The following is a 19195-nucleotide window of genomic DNA, read 5'->3' on the forward strand; positions in this document are numbered from 1 at the left end:
TGTCCGCGCCCCCGGCCCCGGCCCTGTCCCCGGCCCCGTTCCCGGAATCATCCGTACTCGCTCTCGCGATCGTGATTGGGGAGAGCCTCCCCATTCCTACCGGTGCGGGCGCGGCGGGTCGAGCGGACACGCCCGCCCCGGCCTCGTACGGCTTCCCGGGTCGCCGCGCTGCTCAGGGCGGGAATCTGGGTACGGATGACGCAGGACGGGCGACGGGCCCGGGGCCGCGGACGCGGCGGCGGGCCCGAGGGCGTTCCGGGGGGTGGACGTCATGTTCCTTGATCGTCATGATGCCGGGGTGCGGCTCGCGGAGGAGGTGAGCCGGCGTGTCCCAGCCGGGGACGCGGTCGTCCTGGGCCTGCCCAGGGGCGGCGTTCCAGTGGCCTTCGAGGTGGCACAGGTGCTCGGCGCGCCGCTTGACGTGATCGTGGTGCGCAAGCTCGGCGTGCCGTACCAGCCGGAGCTGGGGTTCGGCGCCGTCGGAGAGGGCGGGGTGCGCGTCGTCAACCCCGACGTCGTAGCGCTGGCGAGACTCACCCCGGACGAGATGGCGGCCGTGGAGGAGCGCGAGACGGCCGAGGTCGAGCTGCGGGCGCGCCGGTTCCGGGGACCGCGCCCGCCGGTTGATCTCGCCGGCCGCACGGTGATCGTGGTCGACGACGGGATCGCCACCGGGGGCACGGCCCGCGCCGCCTGCCAGGTGGCCAGGGCGCGCGGCGCCGCACGGGTGGTGCTGGCGGTGCCCGTCGCGGCGCCCGACATCGTGGAGAGCCTGCGCGAGGACGCCGACGAGGTGATCTGCCTGGATATGCCGGAGCAGCTCTACGCGATCGGCTTCTGGTATCACGACTTCTCCCAGACCACGGACGGGCAGGTCGTCGAGCTGCTGCGCCGCGCCGCGTCCCGGTGGGAGCGGGACACCACCCGGGCGGACCCACCGGGAATCGACGAGGACGTCGACGTGGACGCCGCCCCGGTCCGGCTGCCCGGCCGGCTGGTCGTACCCGAGGGGGCGGCCGGTGTGGTGGTGTTCGTCCACGGCAGCGGCAGCAGCAGGCACAGCCCGCGCAACCGGTACGTCGCGGCGGCGCTCAACCACGCGGGGCTCGGCACGCTGCTGTTCGACCTGCTCACCGCCGAGGAGGAGATCGACCGTGGGAACGTGTTCGACATCGGGCTGCTGGCCAGGAGGCTCGTCCAGGTGACAGGCTGGCTGGCGCGTCAGCCGGGGGTCGCGGGGCTGCCGATCGGCTACTTCGGCGCGAGCACCGGGGCCGCCGCCGCGCTGTGGGCCGCCGCCGAGTCGGCCGCCGCACCAGGTGCCCCGCACCGTGCCGCGCCGGGTACTGAGCCGTCTGCTGCGCCGTCTGTTGCGCCGTCTGCTGTGCCGTTCGCCGCGCCGTTCGCCGCGCCGTTCGCCCTGCCGGGCGGTGGGATCGCGGCCGTCGTGTCGCGCGGCGGCCGGCCCGATCTCGCCGCGCCGCGCCTGGGCGAGGTACGCGCGCCCACCCTGCTGATCGTGGGGGGCCGCGACGACATCGTGCTCGACCTCAACCGGGCGGCGCGGGAGCGGCTGCGCTGCGAGAACGCGCTGGAGATCGTCCCCGGCGCCACTCACCTGTTCGAGGAACCCGGGGCACTGGAGACGGTGGCCGCCCTCGCCTGCGACTGGTTCGCCGACCACTTCGCGCCCCAGGCCGCATGACAGGCCCGGGCGACGGGGAGGCTGCGACGGCCTACCCGGTCATCCGCAAGACCGAAGAGGAGATCGCCCGGGCGAACCTGACGGACTACGCGCGGGCGCGCCGCGAGTTCTCCTGGACGGCGGCGCGGCGAGCGCTGTCCGGCCTGCCGGAGGGCCGGGGGCTGAACATCGCCCACGAGGCCGTGGACCGCCACGCGGACTCCCCGCGGGGTGGACACGTGGCGCTGCGGTGCGTCGGCAGGGACGACAGCGTCACCGAGATGACCTACGCGGATCTCCGGGCGGCCTCCAACCGCTTCGCCAATGTCCTGCGCGGAATGGGCGTGGGCAAGGGCGAGCGGGTGTTCACACTGCTCGGACGGGTGCCCGACCTCTACGTGGCCGTCCTCGGCACCCTGAAAAACCTGAGCGTGCTGTGCCCGCTGTTCTCCGCCTTCGGCCCCGAGCCCGTCCGCGAGCGGCTGCGCCTCGGCGGCGGCCGGGTCCTGGTGACCACCCCCGAGCTCTACACCCGCAAGGTCGCGGCGATCCGCGACTCGCTGCCGGGGCTGACGCACGTGCTGGTCAGCGGGGACGGCCCACCGCCTCCGGGTACCCTGCCCCTGCGGCGGCTCATGGCCGGCGCGCCGGCGGAGTTCGAGATCCCCGCCACCGACCCCGGGGACATGGCGCTGCTCCACTTCACCAGCGGGACCACGGGCACCCCGAAGGGCGCCGTGCACGTCCATGAGGCCGTGGTCGCGCACCACGCCACCGCCGTCCAGGCCCTCGACCTGCGTCCGTCCGACGTCTTCTGGTGCACCGCCGACCCTGGCTGGGTCACCGGCATGTCGTACGGCGTCGTCGCGCCGCTCACCCTGGGCGCCACCCTCGTGACCGACGCGGGAGAGTTCGACGCGCGGCGCTGGTGCCGGGTGCTCCAGGACCAGCGGGTCACCGTCTGGTACACGGCGCCGACGGCGCTGCGCATGCTCATGCGGCACGGCGACGCCCTTCCGCGCGAGTACGACCTGTCACGCCTGCGTTTCGTGGCAAGCGTGGGGGAGCCGCTGAACGCCGAGGTGGTGGTGTGGGGATCACGCGCCCTCGGACTGCCGATCCACGACAACTGGTGGCAGACCGAGACCGGCGCCATCATGATCGGCAACTTGGCGGCGATGGACGTCAAGCCGGGATCGATGGGCCGTCCACTGCCCGGCGTCGAGGCGGCGGTACTGGAGCGGGGCGCCGACGGCCGGGCCCGCGTCGCCGGCGGGGCGGTGCGGGTGATCGAGGAACCCGACGTCGAGGGCGAGCTCGCGCTCCGTCCCGGATGGCCCTCGATGTTCCGCGCCTACGTGGGTGACCCTGACCGGTACCGCCAGGCGTTCGCAGGGGACTGGTACCTGAGCGGTGACGTCGTCCGCCGGGACCGGGACGGGTACTTCTGGTTCGTCGGCAGGTCGGACGACGTGATCAAATCGGCCGGACATCTCGTCGGGCCGTTCGAGGTGGAGAGCGTCCTGATGGAGCACCCCGCCGTGGCCGAGGCCGGTGTGATCGGCAAGCCCGATCCGGTGGCCGGGGAGCTGGTGAAGGCGTTCGTCACGCTCAACACCGGTTTCGAGCCGACGGAGCGGCTCCGCCTGGAACTGATTGCCTTCGGCAGACGCCGTCTGGGCGCGGTAGCGCCGAGGGAAGTGGTCTTCGACCAGAACCTGCCGCACACCCGCAGCGGAAAGGTCATGCGCCGCCTCCTCAAGGCCAGAGAGCTCGGTCTCCCCGAAGGGGACCTCTCCACTCTGGAACCTCGGCCCGGCGCCGCGCCCTGACGGCGCACCGTCTTCCGGGCGCGGCCCCACCCTGTGCTGCTAGGCAAGGACGCATGGACGTACGGACCCTGCGGCAGACGACCGTCCTGCTGCCCACCATCCACGAGGACGACCTGACAGAGATCGGCTCACTCGACGGCGAAAATGTCACGGGGTTCGTCTACGGCGGCACCCGCCTGCGCGAGTTGTCCTTATCAGGCACGCATCTGGTTGACGGCCGCATCACCGGCCTGGCCGCCGACCGGGTGCGGCTGACCGGCCTCGCCCAAGCGGTCGCGGCGGACCTCGGCTTCCTCATCGAGGATCTCGACTGACCCGGGAATCGGGCCCAAAACCAGTTTTCACGTGTCGCCGAGAGACGCTCCGCCATACCGATAGCGGCATGGCGGCCCGGCGGCGTAGGTGACGCGGCCCCGGCGGCATGCGGGGTGCCCGCCACCCGGGCACGTTAAGCAAGGCGCGTCTCAGCAAGGCGCCTTTCAGCGGGCTGACGAGGTCGGCGAGCGTGCTTCAGCGGGCTGACGAGGTCGGCGGGCATGGGTCGGCGGGCATGGGTCGGCGGGCATGGGTCGGCGGGCATGGTCAGGGGACCGCGAGGTAGGCATTCTTCGCGGCCCGGCGTCGCGCCCTGCCTGCACACCTGGCATCGCGCCTGACTTGTGCCGGGCGGCCGTCTATCCCGGGTGTCTTGTTCCCGGCTCCTACCCTCGGGGCTGCCCTATCCCAGGTTCCTATCGCTGGGCGTCTACCCCGGGGGCCTTGTCCCGGGGGCTTTCATCCCCGGATGTCTATCCCGGGCGTTGGCGGGTGCCGGGTTCGTGGCTGCTGCGTTCGTATCTTCGGCGGTTGGGGTGGTGGGTGAGGGTCCAGGTGCCGTTGGGGTTGCGGTGGGTGGTGTAGCGGTGGGGGTGGGTGAATTTGTCGCGGTTGTGGAAGGTGCAGGCGGGGGCGAGCAGGTCGAGGTTGGTGACGCCGTCGTCGATCCAGCCGTGGACGTGGTCGACTTCGGCCATGTCGGCGGGGATGGGGCAGCCCTGGCAGTAGCAGGTGGCGTACTGCGCGAGCAGGGCTTTGCGCTGGGCTGGGGTGGCCAGCCGCACCGAACGCCCCATGTCCAGAACCTGGCCCTTGGCGTCCATCACCATCCGGGTCAGGCGTGAGGTCCGCGCCAGGCGGTGGACGTCGCTGACGGGCAGCAGGTGCCCGGTGGCGACCAGCAGCCCGGGGGCCAGCCGGTCGGGGGCATGCCCACACGTCCGGCACGCGTCCATACGCACGCCGTCGCCCTCACCGTTGACGCCGTCCTGACGGCCTGCGTCGTGAGAGTCCGCGGCCTGCTCCGAGCGCGCGGCGTGGCCGCGCTCTGCGGCTTCGTCAGGACCGACCTCGTCGCCCGGACCGTCTCGCCCCGGACCGTCTCGCCCCGGACCGTCTCTGCCCACGTCGGCCATGCCACCCGCCTCGCCGGCGCGCCCACCTGCCGCGCCGGGCATGCCGCTCGCATCCGGTGACGTGTCCGGACTGGGATTCTGTGTGCCGGTGGGGGCGAGGATGTCGTCGGGGATGGATTCGGCGCGGACCATGACGATGAGTTCGGTGGAGACCTTCTCACTCAGCAGGGCCGAGAACGCGTCGGCCTGGCGCACGCGTAGCGGCCGGTCGTCGTCCTTGTCCTTCGGGCGGGCATAGGAAGTCAAAAACGCCCGTAGCCGAGCCGCGGCCTCCCGTGGCAGGCGGAACTCGCCTTCCACGCCGCCGGTGCTGGACGGGCGGACCAGCAGGAACCGGGACGCGTAGTCGTCCTCGCACTCCTCGACCAGCGCGCCGGGGTCGAGGATCTCCCGGATGTAGCGGCCGGCTTTTGCCACCTCCGCGCAGGACGCGCTGTCGGACAGCTGCAGCAGGATCGGCTCGGCCTCTTCCGCCTGCTTGTCGGTCAGTTTGGTCGTCACCGTGGTGATGGCGTCCACCGCTCCGCCGGACAGGGACCCGGCCCGGTAGCGGGCCTTCACCTCCGGCAGGCGGGCCACCTCACCGGAGATCCGCAACCACCGCGACGCCTGCGCACCCGTCATCCCCGGACCACGCCGCGCCACAACCGGCGCCTCCTGCGCGCCAGGCGTTCCGGGCGCCTCCGCGCCGCTCTCCGCCGCCCCCGACGCAGACGCGCCCGAGGCAGACGCGCCCGGGGCAGACGCGCCCGGTGCCGGAGCACTCGGATCGGGGGTGCTTGGTCTGTCCGAGCGGAGCCATGAAGCGGTGGAGGCTGCCCATACGCTTTGGCCTCACCGGTGACGCTCACCCGGTGCAGCAGCATCACCATCGCCGAATTCAGCAGATCCACCGCCTGAATCAGCGTCTCGGCCCGCTGCAGGCACACCGCCGAACTGTCCGGCACCTCCGCGGCCGCCCACCTGGCCGCCACCCGCAGCAACTCCGCTTCCGACAAGCACGGTTCTGGGCCTGGAGCGGCGCCGTCGACAGCACCACCGTCGACAGCACCACCGTCGACAGCACCGGCCTCCCATGGCTCAGCGGTACCCGAGCCCGATGCTTCGCGCTCCCCATCGCCGTGCCGGTCGTCAGCGCGCCCCTCGCCCGCGCGCCCCTCATTCGCGGGTCCGTCGCCGACGGGCCGCATCGGCGGGGCGGCACGAGAAGCTCCACCAGGCCTCGCACGAGAATCGGCGCGGGAGTCCGCGCGGGAGTCCAGGTGCGGGTCCAGGCACGTGCCCTCAAGCACCGGGGGCACCGACCGCGCTGAAACGTCTCCGGCGGAACCGGGAGGGACAGCGCCAGGGCGTGAGCCTTCGGGCAGGACCACGGGTCGAGGGAAGGCCTGGCCGATGACCGACTGGCCCGAGGCCGGGCGATCACCGCGGTCGTCGACAGCAGGATCATTGAACGCTGGCACCAAGGCACCTCCTCCCACACGGCTCGCTCACGTAACTGCAATGCTACAGAAAGTCACCGACAAACCGCTAGCCTGTTCGAAAAACTGTGGAGAACTGAATAACGGCATCAACGTCACTGGAACCAATGGCGCCACAAGCCGCGAACCCGCCGACACGAAGCCACGCCCTCCCGCCATCAGAAGGGCTCGCCGGTCAGCGCCGGATCGCAGCGCAGCTCTCTGGGCCAGATCACGGTGCTGGCCCCCAGGGCCGGATCACAGGGCCGGATCACGGTGCTGGTCCCCAGGGCCGGATCACAGGGCCGGATCACAGAGCCAGCTCGCGGGGCCGGATCGCGGGGCCTGATTACGGCGCCGAGGCGTGGGCGACGAGGAAGTCCGCTCCGCCGGCGACGGTGGTGAAGGCCGGGTAGTCGTCTTCCTCGATCCGGCATCCACTGGACTCGCTCAGGGTCTCCACGTAGGTCAGGAAGTCGAGCGAGTCCAGTTCCAGCGCCTCGCGGATGTCGGCGTCCGGGGCCAGCGCCGCCAAATCGGCGTCCGGTGCCACCCGGGTCAGCGCGGCCTCGACGAGTTCTCTGGCTCGCTGCGGCGTCATAGCGTCTCCGGGTGGTTGAGCAGCCGGTCGACCGTGCACAGGAACCGGGCGCCCGTGTAGCCGTCGGTCGCCCGATGGTCGGCGGCAAGGGTGACGGTCACCACCGGACGGACGCCCAGGAGCCCGTCGACGGCCCACGGCCGGTCGAGGATCTTCCCGAAGCCCACCAGGGCCACCTGCGGCGGGTAGATGACCCCGTGCACCGACTCGACCCCCTGGTCGCCGAGGTTTGTGACGGTGATGGTCGCCTCGGTCATCTCGGCGCTGCGCAGTCGTCCCGTACGCGCCCGGGAGACCAGGTCTTTCAGGGCGGCCATGAGATCGTCGAGCTCGCGGCACGCGGCGTCGTGCAGGGCGGGCGCGATCAGACCTCCGTCCTTGAGCGAGACGGCCACCCCCAGATGCACCGCCTCACCGGGCACGAAGGCGTCGTCGACCCAGAACCCGTTCAGCCGCGGCACCTCGGTCGCCGCGCGGGCGGCCGCCTTGAGCAGCACGGCCGCGGGAAGCAGCCGGCCCGACACGGGCAGGTCCCGGTTGCGCTCGCGCAGCCAGGAAAGGGCGGCGCTCATGTCCACGGTGGTGCTCAGGTAGTAGTGCGGGATCTCCCGCTTCGATCGGGCCATCGCCCGCGCGATCGCCTGCCGCATCGTCTCCTGGCGGCGTTCCCAATCGTGGTCTGGTTGGGGGCGTGCCTCCGCAGGCCCGGGGGCCGTCCGCCTCGGCCTTTCGCGTGGTCGTGGCTCTACTCCCCGTGCCGCCGTCTCCCGTGTTGTCGTTTCGCGCTCGGCCGCCTCCCGCACGTCTTCGGCCCGGATCGTGCCGGCCCGGCCCGTGCCGTGGACGGCGGAGAGGTCGACGCCGAGCCGCGCGGCGAGCGTGCGCGCCAGGGGAGAGGCGACCCGGGCGCGTGGCCCCGCGGCGTGCGGCGGTACGGCGGCGATGACGGCGAGCGGGGTGCCGACGGGCACCCGGTGGCCGGTTTCCACCAACAGGCTCTCGACCGTGCCGGTATGGAACGACTCCGCCTCGATCATCGCCTTGTCCGTGTCGATCACGGCGATGGCGTCGCCTCTGCGGATCTGATCACCGGGCTTGACCAGCCATTCCGCGACGGTGCCCGACTCCATGTCCGCGCCGAGCGAGGGCATCAGGAACTCGCCGCGCTCGGTGCCCTTCACGAGGTGACCGTCTCGCGCGCGGCCGCGACGATCGACGGCACCTGGGGGAGGGCGGCCTCCTCCAGATGCCGGGCGTAGGGGATGGGCACCTCGGCCGCGCAGACGCGCTGGATCGGCGCGTCGAGCTCGTAGAACGCGTGCTCCGCGATCCGGGCGCCGATCTCGGCGGACAGGCCGCCCGACCGCCACCCCTCGTCCACGATCACAGCCCGATGGGTACGGCCGACCGATTCCATGATCGTGGCGTCGTCGAGCGGGCGGAGCACCCGCAGGTCGATCACGTCCGCCTCGACGCCCTCGGCGGCCAAAGCGTCGGCCGCCGCCAGGGCCTTCGGGGTCGTCCCGCCGTAGGCGATCAGCGTGACGTCCGCGCCGGAACGCCGGAGCGCGGCGGAGGTGATGTCCACCGGCCCGGAGCCGAGCGGGCCGGGCACGCCGTACAGCGAGCCGTGCTCGAAGATCAGGACGGGGTCGGGATCCTCCAGGGCGGGCCACAGCATGCCTCGGGCGTCCTCGGTCGTCGCCGGTGCGAGGATCCGCAGGCCCGGAATGTGCGCGTACCAGCCCTCGAAGCTGTGCGAATGCTGCGCGGCGAGCTGCCGCCCGGCCCCCGTGGTCATCCGGATCACCAACGGGACGTTGAACTGCCCGCCCGACATGTGCAGCAGCGTCGCGGCGTTGTTGACGATCTGGTCGAGGGCCAGCAGGCTGAAGTTGACCGTCATGATCTCGACGATGGGCCGCATGCCGCCCAGCGCGGCGCCGATGCCCGCGCCGACGAACCCCGCCTCCGACAGCGGCGTGTCGCGGACGCGTTCGGGGCCGAACTCCTCCAGCAGCCCCAGGCTCACCGCGAAGCAGCCCCCGTACGCGCCGACGTCCTCACCCATCAGGAAGACCCGGTCGTCACGGCGCAGCGCCTCGCGGATCGCCTCCCGCATCGCCTCGCGATAGGTCGCCGTGGCAGCGTTTCCGGGGGCAGCGTTTTCAGGGGCCGCGTGCTCATGGGCCGCGTGCTCATGGGTCACGTGCTCATGGGTCACGTGCTCAGGGGCGACCTTCCCGGCAGCCGTCGAGGCGTCCCCGGGAGCGGCCTTCGACGCGGCCCTCGACGCCGCCGTCCCCGCGCTCACAAGATCGCCTCCACGCGCCGCGCCGGCTTGCCGCCCGGCCCGGGCTCACTGCAGACGAACCGGGTGAGGTCTTCCACCGGCTCGACGGGCGCCTGCTCGGCGAAGGCCACGGCCTGCTCGATCTCCGCCGATATCTCCTTCTCCAGTACGGCGAGATCGGCGTCCGTGATCTCCCGCTCCGCCTTCATCGTGGCGACGAGGGCGTCGATCGGGTCGCGTTTCCTCCACTGCTCGATCTCCGCCTTGCTGCGGTAGCGGTCCGGGTCGTACATCGAGTGAGCGCGGAAGCGGTAGGTGCGCAGCTCCAGGAAGTGCGGGCCGGCCCCGGCGCGGATCGCCCCGGCCGCCCGGCCCGCGGCGTCGGCGACCGCGAGGACGTCCATCCCGTCCACCGGCCACGCGGCGACGCCGTAGGACGCGGCGCGGAGGGCCAGGTCGGTCTGGGCGTGAGATCTGGCCAGCGCCGTGCCCATCGCGTACAGGTTGTTCTCGCAGGCGAACAGCACCGGCAGCCGCCAGAGCGCGGCGAGGTTGAGGCATTCGTGGAACTCGCCCTCGGCCATCGCGCCGTCCCCGAAGAAGCACACCGTCATCCGGTTCCGGCCTCGCATCCGGTCGGCGAGGGCGAGCCCGGCCGCCACGGGGAGCCCGCCGCCGACGATCGCGTTGCCGCCGTAGAAGCGGTGCGCGGCGTCGAAGATGTGCATGGAGCCGCCCCGGCCGCGGCTGCATCCGGCGGCCCTGCCGTACATCTCCGCCATGATCGACGTGGCGGGCACGCCGCGGATGAGGGCGTGGCCGTGCTCGCGGTAGGTGGAGACGACCACGTCGTCCGGGGTCAGCGCGTCACAGACGCCGACGGCCACGGCCTCCTCGCCGATGTAGAGGTGCATGAAGCCGCGGATCTTCTCGCCGCTGTACAGCTCGACGCAGCGTTCCTCGAATCGCCGGATGCGCAGCATCTGGCGCAGCAGCTCCCGGTGCGAGCCGCTCCCCGCGCTGTTCTTCACCGACATGGGTCTCCCCTCCCGTCAGGGCCGCGCCGGCGGCACCACGGCCACGGGACAGGGCGCCTCGTGCAGCGCGGTCTGGGTCACGGGCCCCAGCAGCAGCTTGGGGGACGAGCCGATGCCCCGGCTGCCGACCACCAGCAGGTCCGCGTCCTTCGCGGCGTCCAGCAGGGCCCGCCGGGGCGTCTCGACGACGAACCTGGTCTCGATCGGCACCTTGGGATGCTCAGCCTTCCATCCGGCCACGGCGTGTTCGAAGCGCTCGATCGCCTCCGCCCGCAGCGTCTCCGGCCGGACGAACGGCAGCCGTTCCGGACCGGGCAGGACACCGGGGTCCCACCAGCCGCACACGGCCTCCACCCGTCCGTCGCGCAGCTCGGCCTCCGCGAGGGCGAACCCGAGCGCCGCCTCACTCGCCGGTGACCCGTCCACACCGACGACGACCCGCGCGCCGCGCCGCTCACCCTGACCCTCACTCGGGCCCTCGCCCCGGCTTCCGCGGGTCTCGACCGGCTGTCGCTCGGCGGACCGGACGACGACCACCGGGCGGTCGCCGCGGGCGGGCACCTGCACGGCGGTCGAACCCACCATGACGTCGTCGAACCCGGCGTGCCCCCGTGAGCCGAGCACCACGAGATCGGCGTCCCGGGACGCTTCGAGGAGCACGGCGGCGGGCCATCCCCGCTTGAGGTGCCAGCGGACCTCCAAGCCCTCGGCGAAGGAGTGCGCCTTGCGCACGCCCTCGTCGGCCACCATCGCGCCGAGGCACCGCAGCACCTCGAGCGTCTTCTCGTCCGGCGGCCGGAAGGGATAGGACCAGCACCAGGCGTGGCAGACGGTGAGGGGCGCGCCGCGCAGGCGGGCCTCCTCCACCGCCCAGCGCAGCGCGGCCTCGCCGGCGGGTGATCCGTCGTATCCCACCAGGACCGGGCGGACTTGATCGCGCCCCTGGTCAAGGGCCTGCTCGTGGTCGCTCATTCGCCCCCCTTTGCGCGGAAATCGCCGGAATACACGTGACACACGGGGCACACAGGGCACACATCCACACAGGGCACACAGGACGCGCGCGGCCCGCGTGAACGGCACCAGCCAGGACGCGTCGTGACGTGTCAGGGCGTGTCAGGGCGATCCAGGCGTGTGGAATTCCTCGATCAGGCCGAGGGTGTCCTGCTCATGCCGGCGTTCGATCACCTGATTGATCAACTTGATCATCTGCCGCCGGGTGTAGCCGCCCTCCGGGATCTCGTTGAGGTGCGCGAGCATATCGGCGGTCAGCCGCAGGCGCGCCGACGCGCTGGAGTAGACGTCCCGGACCGCCGCCGTCTCCCGATCCCGGTACACCTCGTCCAGGACCTGCCGCATCTCGTCGAGAAACACGTGATCAGGCATCTTCGCAGGTCACCCCCACCCGATTTACGCCGGTGTCGCGACTTCCGTGGTTATCGGCGTCCAGCGGTGGCCGAGGCGCCGGGTCAGTTCGGACATCGTGGTGTACTCCAGGTCTTCGAGCGGCAGCCGGTGCGGTTCGAACGGCCCGTGGCGGCGGAAGTAGTCCGCCATCTCGTTCGCCTGCGCGCGGGCCCGGTCGAAGGCCGGGTCGTCGAACAGGTCGCGCGGGCCGACGAGCCGGCCCTCGTGCACCTGGAATCCCAGGGCGACGACCCTCGGCGGCCCGTCGAACCGGGTGGTGTGCGCGTCCGCGACCGCCACCGGCAGCAGCGGCATATGGTGCGAGCCGCGCATGGCCCCGGCCACCGTGTGCGGGAAGGCGAACGGTTCGAGCACCTCGCCGACGGCCGGCAGCCCCGACTGGCAGCGGACGATCATCACCGGATCGTCCTTGCCCACGTATTTCCCGGCGATGAGCGACAGCCGCTGGGTGCTCGTGGCGGCCGCCGGATGACCCAGGGTCTTGGAATGGACGCCGTGCACCACGTAACGGGCCGGAGCCCCGATGTACATCAGCATGTCGTAGAGGTCGGCCGGGCAGTCGAAGACGATCCGCTTGTCCTCGAACAGGTCGTAGACCTCGAACGCGAACCCCGCGTGCATCTTCTCGTCGATCACCAGCCCCGCCGTGTTGAAGGGATCGGCGAAGATCTTGTACAGCGGCAGGTTCCACGCCCCAGGCTCGGTCTTGTCGGCCAGGAAGCAGATGACCGGCTCGGACGGCCGTTCCTCGAACTCCAGCTCCGCGTAGCCCGGCCCCATGCCCCGCAGATTGCCGGAGAAGGCGTCCGACAGCAGGTCCTGCCCCGCGCCGTACAGCCCGAGCTCCCTGGCGATCCTGGTGGTGGCCTGGAACGTGTCCCAGGCGAAGGAGTGGATGAGCCCCGCGTCGGGGCCGTAGACGTGGGTCATGATGAGCGACACGTCGTCTCCGCAGGAGGCCACCCGTCCATCGATGATCAGGCTCGATCCCTTGGCCCGCTCGATCTCGCGCCGGGCCTCGGCCATCATCGCCGGGTGGACCGCGGAGTGACCGACATATCCGCCGGTGTCGGCCTTGATGATACTCAGCGTGATCACTGGGATCACCCCCCGTTATCCCTACTCTCACTGTAGACGGGGGTCGCCCGTCCGCCACGGTGAGCCTCCTGCCGCCACCATCGCGCCGGGCGACACGCGGCCGGTAGGGAACTTCGTCCCGCCGGGCGGCGGACCAACGTCCCGGCCGGAGTGGGTACAACCAGGCAGAAGACCGATCCGGGAGGTGGCATGAGCCCTCATACGGCCAACGCGCTCGATCCCGCCGACGTCCAGGTGGAGATCCGCGGGCCGGTGCCGTCCGACGCGGCCGACGAGGCGCGCGAGCGGGTGGCCGCCGTCACGTCGTTCGCGCACGTGCCCGTGCTCTACGCCCGGGTGAAGCTCAACGTCTCCGCCGACCCGGCGGTCGCCCTCCGGTGCACCGCGCAGGCCAACATCGACGTGAACGGCCGGATCATCCGGGGCCAGGCGGTCGGCGAGCACATGAGCCAGGCCGTGCACCTGCTCGTGGACCGGCTCCGGGTGCGGCTGCGCCGTTCGTCGCGTGACTGGGAGGCGCTGCGCGGGCGGCTTCCCGCGCAGGTCGAGCAGGAGTGGCGGGGGGCCAGCCCCCCGCGCCGCCCGCTGCCCTGCTTTCCCCGTCCCGCCGGTGAACGGCAGATCGTCCGGCACAAGGCGTACGAACTGGGGTGGGCCACCCCGGACGAGGCGGCCTTCGACATGGAGCAGCTCGACTACGACTTCCACCTGTTCAGGGAGGTCGGCACCGGGGAGGACAGCGTCATCTACCGTGCCGGGGACGGTTATCGGCTCGCGCAGGTCACCCCTCGGCCCGACCGCCTGGGGCCGGTGAGCGTGCCCCTCACGGTCAGCCCCGTGCCCGCGCCCGCCCACACGGTGGCCGAGGCGACAGAACGGCTGGAGACCAGCGATCTGCCCTTCGTGTTCTTCGCCGACGCCCGCACCGGTCGGGGAGCCGTCGTCTATCACCGCTACGACGGCCACTACGGGCTCATCACGCCCAGCGACTGACGTGGCTCGGGGTCATCCGCCGCTCTCGCCCTCGTCGCCGCCGTAGGCCAGCACCCCCATGAGGTCGCGGCGGCTGACGATGCCCACCAGGGTGTCGTCGCGGACGACGGGGACGCTCTTCACGCCCAGGCTGATCATCAGGTCGACGAGCTCCTCGATCTCGGCGTCCTCTCCGACGGTCCTGACGTTCGGCGTCATGACCTCCTCGACCCCCATGTCCGGCCCCGCGTCCGGTCCCACATCGGGCCGCTCGTCCGGCGGGGTGGCGAGGCGGAGGTGGGCGCGCGGGTCGGCCTCGAACTCGCCTCGCAGCAGGTCCATCTCGCTGACGATGCCCACGATCCGGCCCGCCTCGTCGACGACCGGCGCGGCGCTGACGTCCCGCTCGTAGAGGAGGCGGACGGCCTGCCGCACGGTCCAGTCGCGGGGCACGGTCAGCACGGGGGTCGTCATCACCTCTCCGGCGAGCATCGCGATCATCGCTTCTCCCGGCCCGGCCGGCGGCCGTTCCGCCGGCCGTCACCCTGACCATCACGCCGACCGGCCCGGTCATTACGCCGGCCGGCCTGGTCTTCGGGGAAGGCGCCGATGTCGTCCCCGCGCCGGGCGGCGGCCAGCACCTCGGCCAGGTGCAGCGCCCGGCGGCCGACCCCGGACTGTTCGATCTGGGTACGGCAGCTGAACCCGTCGGCCAGGACCAGGGTGCCGGGGCCGGCGGCCCGTACGGCGGGCAGGAGCTCCTGCTCGGCGCAGGCCATCGAGACGTCGTGGTGGCCCGCGGTGAAGCCGAAGTCACCGGCCAGCCCGCAGCAGCCGCCCACCGCGTCGAGGCGCACCCCGGCGCGGGACAGCAGCTCGCGGTCGGTGTCGTAGCCGAGCACGGCGTGGTGGTGGCAGTGCGGCTGCGAGACGGCGGCGCGGTCGATCCGCGGCGGCCGCCACCCGTCGGTGTCCGACAGCAGCTCGGCCAGCGTGCGCGTCTGCTCGCTCAGCCGGGCCACGTCCTTGTCGCGCGGGAACAGGTTGGGCGCGTCGTCCCGGAACACGGCGGTGCAGCTGGGCTCCAGTCCGACGATGGGAATGCCGCGGCGCAGGACCGGCCCGAGGGTCCGCAGCGTGCGGCTCAGCACCCGCTTGGCCATTCCGGGCTGCCCGGTGGAGATCCAGGTCAGCCCGCAGCACAGGGTGCCGGGCGGGATGATCACGCGGTAGCCGGCCTCCTCCAGGACCTCGACCGCGGCCCGCCCGACGCGCGGGCTGAGGTTGTTCGTGAACGTGTCGGGCCAGAGCACAACCGGGCCGCGCCGGCCGTCGCCGCGCGGGCCGCGGGCCCGGTACCAGTCGGTGAAGCGGGTCGCGGCGAAGTACGGCAGTGACCGGGCCGGATCGATCCCGCCCAGCCGCTTGAGCGCGGCGGACAGCCCGGGGGCGTGCGCGAGCGCGTCGACCGTGCCGGGCGCGAGCGCCGCGAGCCGCGCCCACAGCGGGAGCCATCCCATCGAGTAGTGCGCGGCGGGCCGGAGCCTGTGGGCGTAGTGGTGGGACAGGAACTCGGACTTGTAGGTCGCCATGTCGACCTGCATCGGGCAGTCGTGCTTGCAGCCCTTGCACGCGAGGCACAGGTCGAGGGCGTCCCGGACGGCCGTCGAGCGCCAGCCGTCGCCGATCGGGGAGTCGGAGTGGCCGCCGAGCATCTCGAACAGCAGCCGGGCGCGTCCGCGGGTGGAGTGCTCCTCGTCGCGCGTGGCGCGGTAGGAGGGGCACATGACGCCTCCGGTGTGCCTGCGGCACTGGCCGACGCCGACGCAGCGCATGACGGCGCGCTGGAAGCTGCCGTCGTCCTCCGGGTAGCCGAAGTGGGTCGACGGCGAGCCGGGCGTCCAGGCCGGGCCGAGGCGCAGGTTCTCCGCCATGCCGTACGGCGCGACGACCTTGCCGGGGTTCATCCGGTCGTCGGGGTCGAAGACGGCCTTGACCTGCTCGAACGCCTTAATGACGTCGGGCCCGAACATCTTGGGCAGCAGGCCGCCGCGGGCCTGCCCGTCGCCGTGTTCCCCCGACAGCGACCCGCCGTACGAGACGACCAGGTCGGCGGCCCGGTCGAGGAACGCGAGGTAGGCGGCGACGCCGTCGGCGGTGACGAGGTCGAACGGGATCCGGGTGTGCACGCAGCCCTGACCGAAGTGCCCGTAGAGCGACGCCTGGCCGTACCCGAACTCGCGGAGCAGGGCGCGCAGGTCGCGCAGGTAGTCGCCGAGCCGGTCCGGCGGCACGGCGGAGTCCTCCCAGCCTTCCCACGTCTCGGGCAGGCCGGGGACGCGGGCCGTGGCCCCCAGGCCCGACTCGCGGACCTCCCACAGGTGCTTTTCGATCTGCTCGTCGTCGAAGAAGGCGATGTGCGGGGCGTGCTCCGTACGGCGGAGGTCGTCGGTCAGCGTCCGCGCCCGTTCGTCGGCCTCCCGCTGGGAGTCTCCGCCGAACGAGACCATCAGCCATCCGCCGCCCTCGGGGAGCCTCTTGAGGGCGTCCGGGTGCATCCCCTTGGCCCGCTCGAAGCCGACGAGCCGGTCGTCCACGCCTTCGAGCTGGAGCGGGCGGTGCCGGGCGATGCGCGGCACGGCGTCGGCGGCCGCGGCGATGTCGTGATAGCCGAGCAGGACGAGGCTCTCGGCCGCGGGCGAGGGCACGAGGTGCAACTCGGCCCGCAGCACGACGACCAGCGTGCCCTCGGAACCGACCAGCGCCCTGGCCAGGTCGAACGGGCCGCCGGGCACAAGCTGGTCGAGGTTGTAGCCCGACACCCGCCGCGGGATGTCGGGGAAGCGGTCGCGGATCGCGCCCGCGTGGTCGTCGGCGATCAGCCGCAGCTCGCGGTAGATCCGGGCGCGCGGGCCGCCCTCGGCCAGGATCTCGGCGTACTCCTCCTCGGTCGTGGGGCCCACCCACATCCGCAGGCCGTCGTAGGTGAGGATCTCCAGCCGGGACACGTTGTCGGCGGTCTTGCCGTAGGCCTGCGCGGTGGACCCGCAGGAGTTGTTGCCGATCATGCCGCCGAGCGTGCACTGGGAGTGGGTCGACGGGCGCGGCCCGAACATCAGCCCGGTCTCGGCCAGCCTCCGGTTGAGCACGTCGAGCACGATCCCCGGCTCCACGACGCAGGTCCGCGCCGCGACGTCGACCGAGACCAGCCGGTCGCAGTGCGCGGACCAGTCGATCACCACGGCGGTGTTGCAGGTCTGCCCCGCGAGGCTGGTGCCACCGCCCCGCGAGGTCACCGGGGCCCCGTGCCGCCGGCAGACCGCGACCGCCTCGACGGCCGCGTCCACGGTGCGCGGGACGACCACGCCCAGCGGCACCTGCCGGTAGTTGGATCCGTCGGTGGAGTAGGCGCCCCGGGTGCCGGGGTCGAACCGCACCTCGCCGTCCACCCGTTCGGCCAGGTCGCGCTCGAGGTCGCGCACGCGGACGTACGGCTGCCGCGGGCGCGTGGTCACCGGCTCGGGAACGAAGACCCGCTGGCTCATGCGATCACGACCCCAATTGCGAGATCTTGTCCTTGAACAGGGTGGAGGCGATGGCGGCCCGGTGCGGCTGTCCTCTGAGGAACGCCTCGGCGAACTTCACCGCCTGTTCGTAGGCCACCTTGCCGGGCAGCGGCGGCTCGTCCGGGTTGACGTCCACGTCCACGAGGGCCGGCCCGTCGTGGGCGAGCGCCTGCCGCACGGCCTCGTCGACGTCGGCCGGGTCGTTCACCTTGCGGCCGTACGCGCCGCACGAGCGCGCCCAGGCGGAGAAGTCCGAGGCCGGGCTGGGGAAGCGCACCCCGTGCTCGGGATAGCCGAGCACCATCTGCTCCCACAAAATCTGGCCGAGGGCGTTGTTGTTGTTGATCACCACCTTGATCGGGAGCCCATGCTGGGCGGCGGTGAGGAACTCGGCCATGAGCATCGCGAACCCGCCGTCGCCGACGAACGCGATCACCTGACGGCCGGGGAAGGCGTGCTGGATCGCGATCGCGTACGGCAGGCCGGGCGCCATCGTGGCCAGGTTGCCCGACAGGTAGAACCGCCGGTCGCCGCAGATGGTCCAGTGCCGCGCCGCCCAGGTCGCGATCGTGCCGGAATCACAGGTCAGCACCGCGTCGCCGGCCGCGGCCCGGTTGACGCAGGCCATCAGGTACTGCGGAGCGATGGGGCTGCGCTTCGGCGACTCGAGCGCCGCCATCTTCTCCCGCCACCGGCGCATGGCGTCGCGGTATTTGTTCAGATGGGAGCGGTCGTCCTTGTGGACGAGCAGCGGCAGCAGCGCGGCGAGGCCCTCCTTCGCGTCGCCGATCATGGGCACCTCGGTCGGCAGGCGCACCCCCGCCCGGGACGGGTCGGCCTCGATCTGCACCACCTTGACCTTGCCCGGCTCCGGCAGGTGCTTGGTGTAGGGGAAGTTGGTCCCCACCATCAGCAGGGTGTCGCAGTCCTCGACGAGTTCCTCGCCCGGCCGGGTGCCGAGCAGGCCGATCCCGCCGACGGCGTAGGGGGAGTCGTCCGGGATGACGGCCTTCCCGGGCAGGGTCTTGATGACCGGCGCGCCCAGAGTCTCGGCCACGGCCAGGACCTCGTCGCGGGCGTGCAGCGCCCCCGCCCCGGCCAGGATCGCGATCCTGCGTCCGGCGTTGAGCACCTCGGCGGCGGCCCGCAGGTCCTCCTGCCGGGGCGTGCCGGGCGCGCTCAGGTAGATCGGCGCCGTGGCCGGCGGCCGGGCCGGGGCGACGTGCTGGTAGGGGTCGGCGTCGGCGGGGGCCACCTGCACGTCGTTGGGCAGAGACAGGTGGGCCACACCGCGCCGGGCGTAGGCGGTGCGGATCGCGATGTCCACGACACCCGGCAGCTGCGCGGGGTTGTCGACGACGAGGTTGTACTCGGCGACGTCGGCGTAGAGCCGGTCCAGGTGCACTTCCTGCTGATATCCGGTGCCGAGGACGCTCGTCTCCTGCATGCCGGTGATGGCAAGCACGGGCTGGTGGTCGAGCTTGGCGTCGTAGAGCCCGTTGAGGAGGTGGATGCCGCCGGGGCCGGAGGTGGCCAGGCAGACCCCGATCCGCCCGGTGGCCTTGGCATGGGCGGTGGCCATGAACGCGGCCGCCTCCTCGTGGTGGACCAGGACGAACTTCACCCGGTCCGAGTGGCGGCGCAGGCCCTCCATGATCCCGTTGATTCCGTCGCCCGGCAGTCCGTAGACGGTGTCGACACCCCAGGCGGCCAGTCGTTCGATGAGTACTTCCGAGGCGATGTCAGACATACCTGCGGGGTGCCCCATCCTGACGA

At 72.1% G+C, this 19195-nt stretch carries 15 protein-coding genes; 4 read left to right on the plus strand and 11 right to left on the minus strand.

The features are described from left to right. Nucleotides 1–271 precede the first annotated feature (271 nt). The 3 genes from JOL79_RS14780 to JOL79_RS14790 are packed head-to-tail and all read left to right on the plus strand — an operon-like array spanning nucleotide 272 to nucleotide 3830. Nucleotides 272–1705 (plus strand): phosphoribosyltransferase family protein, encoded by a 1434-nt coding sequence (locus tag JOL79_RS14780; protein ID WP_210156380.1) that lies wholly within the window; start codon nucleotides 272–274, stop codon nucleotides 1703–1705. Further along, nucleotides 1702–3516, plus strand: coding sequence for an acetate--CoA ligase (acsA, locus tag JOL79_RS14785; RefSeq protein WP_210156381.1), 1815 nt, complete (start codon nucleotides 1702–1704; stop codon nucleotides 3514–3516). Before JOL79_RS14780 ends, acsA begins: the two co-directional genes overlap by 4 nt. Nucleotides 3517–3569: 53 nt before the next feature. Next, the gene (locus JOL79_RS14790) at nucleotides 3570–3830 is read left to right on the plus strand and encodes a hypothetical protein (RefSeq protein ID WP_210156382.1); all 261 of its coding nucleotides are present in this window, start codon (nucleotides 3570–3572) and stop codon (nucleotides 3828–3830) included. A 474-nt stretch (nucleotides 3831–4304) separates the two neighbouring features. Here the strand turns inward: JOL79_RS14790 and JOL79_RS14795 are convergent, their stop codons facing one another. From JOL79_RS14795 to fbp, 8 genes are all read right to left on the minus strand, one after another. Next, nucleotides 4305–5591, minus strand: coding sequence for an HNH endonuclease signature motif containing protein (locus JOL79_RS14795; RefSeq protein WP_210156383.1), 1287 nt, complete (start codon nucleotides 5589–5591; stop codon nucleotides 4305–4307). A gap of 1185 nt (nucleotides 5592–6776) precedes the next feature. Then, nucleotides 6777–7028 (minus strand): phosphopantetheine-binding protein, encoded by a 252-nt coding sequence (locus tag JOL79_RS14800; protein WP_210156384.1) that lies wholly within the window; start codon nucleotides 7026–7028, stop codon nucleotides 6777–6779. Then, entirely contained in the window at nucleotides 7025–8209 is a 1185-nt protein-coding gene (locus tag JOL79_RS14805; protein ID WP_210156385.1) for a dihydrolipoamide acetyltransferase family protein, read from the minus strand. The genes JOL79_RS14800 and JOL79_RS14805 overlap by 4 nt, the downstream gene beginning before the upstream one ends. Then, nucleotides 8206–9342, minus strand: coding sequence for an alpha-ketoacid dehydrogenase subunit beta (locus tag JOL79_RS14810; protein ID WP_210156386.1), 1137 nt, complete (start codon nucleotides 9340–9342; stop codon nucleotides 8206–8208). The genes JOL79_RS14805 and JOL79_RS14810 overlap by 4 nt, the downstream gene beginning before the upstream one ends. Next, entirely contained in the window at nucleotides 9339–10358 is a 1020-nt protein-coding gene (gene pdhA, locus JOL79_RS14815) for a pyruvate dehydrogenase (acetyl-transferring) E1 component subunit alpha (RefSeq protein ID WP_210156387.1), read from the minus strand. The genes JOL79_RS14810 and pdhA overlap by 4 nt, the downstream gene beginning before the upstream one ends. Before the next feature lie 15 nt (nucleotides 10359–10373). Further along, nucleotides 10374–11330, minus strand: a complete 957-nt coding sequence (locus tag JOL79_RS14820) for a universal stress protein (protein WP_210156388.1) — start codon at nucleotides 11328–11330, stop codon at nucleotides 10374–10376. 141 nt (nucleotides 11331–11471) lie between these two features. Further along, the gene (locus tag JOL79_RS14825) at nucleotides 11472–11741 is read right to left on the minus strand and encodes a hypothetical protein (RefSeq protein WP_210156389.1); all 270 of its coding nucleotides are present in this window, start codon (nucleotides 11739–11741) and stop codon (nucleotides 11472–11474) included. A 24-nt stretch (nucleotides 11742–11765) separates the two neighbouring features. Then, the gene (gene fbp / locus JOL79_RS14830; protein ID WP_210156390.1) at nucleotides 11766–12881 is read right to left on the minus strand and encodes a fructose-1,6-bisphosphate aldolase/phosphatase; all 1116 of its coding nucleotides are present in this window, start codon (nucleotides 12879–12881) and stop codon (nucleotides 11766–11768) included. A 189-nt stretch (nucleotides 12882–13070) separates the two neighbouring features. Between fbp and JOL79_RS14835 the strand changes: the two genes are divergently transcribed. Next, nucleotides 13071–13874 carry a sigma 54 modulation/S30EA ribosomal C-terminal domain-containing protein gene (locus JOL79_RS14835; protein ID WP_210156391.1) on the plus strand — a complete coding sequence of 268 codons (804 nt, stop codon included), beginning with the start codon at nucleotides 13071–13073 and terminating at the stop codon, nucleotides 13872–13874. A gap of 12 nt (nucleotides 13875–13886) precedes the next feature. Here the strand turns inward: JOL79_RS14835 and JOL79_RS14840 are convergent, their stop codons facing one another. Genes JOL79_RS14840 through JOL79_RS14850 form a run of 3 tightly spaced genes read right to left on the minus strand, consistent with a single transcriptional unit; the run spans nucleotide 13887 to nucleotide 19169 of the window. Next, a complete protein-coding gene (locus JOL79_RS14840) occupies nucleotides 13887–14354 on the minus strand; it encodes a CBS domain-containing protein (RefSeq protein ID WP_210156392.1) in 468 nt (155 codons plus the stop codon). Next, nucleotides 14351–17398, minus strand: coding sequence for an FAD-binding and (Fe-S)-binding domain-containing protein (locus JOL79_RS14845; protein WP_210156393.1), 3048 nt, complete (start codon nucleotides 17396–17398; stop codon nucleotides 14351–14353). Before JOL79_RS14845 ends, JOL79_RS14840 begins: the two co-directional genes overlap by 4 nt. Before the next feature lie 4 nt (nucleotides 17399–17402). Further along, nucleotides 17403–19169: a thiamine pyrophosphate-dependent enzyme gene (locus tag JOL79_RS14850; RefSeq protein ID WP_210156394.1), complete on the minus strand. Its 1767-nt coding sequence runs from the start codon at nucleotides 19167–19169 to the stop codon at nucleotides 17403–17405. Between the last annotated feature and the right edge of the window lie 26 nt (nucleotides 19170–19195).

The sequence above is a fragment of the Microbispora oryzae genome (genome assembly GCF_017896165.1).
GTDB lineage: Bacteria > Actinomycetota > Actinomycetes > Streptosporangiales > Streptosporangiaceae > Microbispora > Microbispora oryzae.

What these genes read in the sequence shown, in the direction of transcription:
- JOL79_RS14820 (WP_210156388.1), bottom strand. Translation starts at nt 11,330, where the DNA reads ATGAGCGACCACGAGCAGGCCCTTGACCAGGGGCGCGATCAAGTCCGC.
- JOL79_RS14795 (WP_210156383.1), bottom strand. Translation starts at nt 5,591, where the DNA reads ATGACGGGTGCGCAGGCGTCGCGGTGGTTGCGGATCTCCGGTGAGGTG.
- JOL79_RS14825 (WP_210156389.1), bottom strand. Translation starts at nt 11,741, where the DNA reads ATGCCTGATCACGTGTTTCTCGACGAGATGCGGCAGGTCCTGGACGAG.
- acsA (WP_210156381.1), top strand. Translation starts at nt 1,702, where the DNA reads ATGACAGGCCCGGGCGACGGGGAGGCTGCGACGGCCTACCCGGTCATC.
- JOL79_RS14800 (WP_210156384.1), bottom strand. Translation starts at nt 7,028, where the DNA reads ATGACGCCGCAGCGAGCCAGAGAACTCGTCGAGGCCGCGCTGACCCGG.
- JOL79_RS14845 (WP_210156393.1), bottom strand. Translation starts at nt 17,398, where the DNA reads ATGAGCCAGCGGGTCTTCGTTCCCGAGCCGGTGACCACGCGCCCGCGG.
- pdhA (WP_210156387.1), bottom strand. Translation starts at nt 10,358, where the DNA reads ATGTCGGTGAAGAACAGCGCGGGGAGCGGCTCGCACCGGGAGCTGCTG.
- JOL79_RS14790 (WP_210156382.1), top strand. Translation starts at nt 3,570, where the DNA reads ATGGACGTACGGACCCTGCGGCAGACGACCGTCCTGCTGCCCACCATC.
- JOL79_RS14840 (WP_210156392.1), bottom strand. Translation starts at nt 14,354, where the DNA reads ATGATCGCGATGCTCGCCGGAGAGGTGATGACGACCCCCGTGCTGACC.
- JOL79_RS14850 (WP_210156394.1), bottom strand. Translation starts at nt 19,169, where the DNA reads ATGTCTGACATCGCCTCGGAAGTACTCATCGAACGACTGGCCGCCTGG.
- JOL79_RS14835 (WP_210156391.1), top strand. Translation starts at nt 13,071, where the DNA reads ATGAGCCCTCATACGGCCAACGCGCTCGATCCCGCCGACGTCCAGGTG.
- JOL79_RS14780 (WP_210156380.1), top strand. Translation starts at nt 272, where the DNA reads ATGTTCCTTGATCGTCATGATGCCGGGGTGCGGCTCGCGGAGGAGGTG.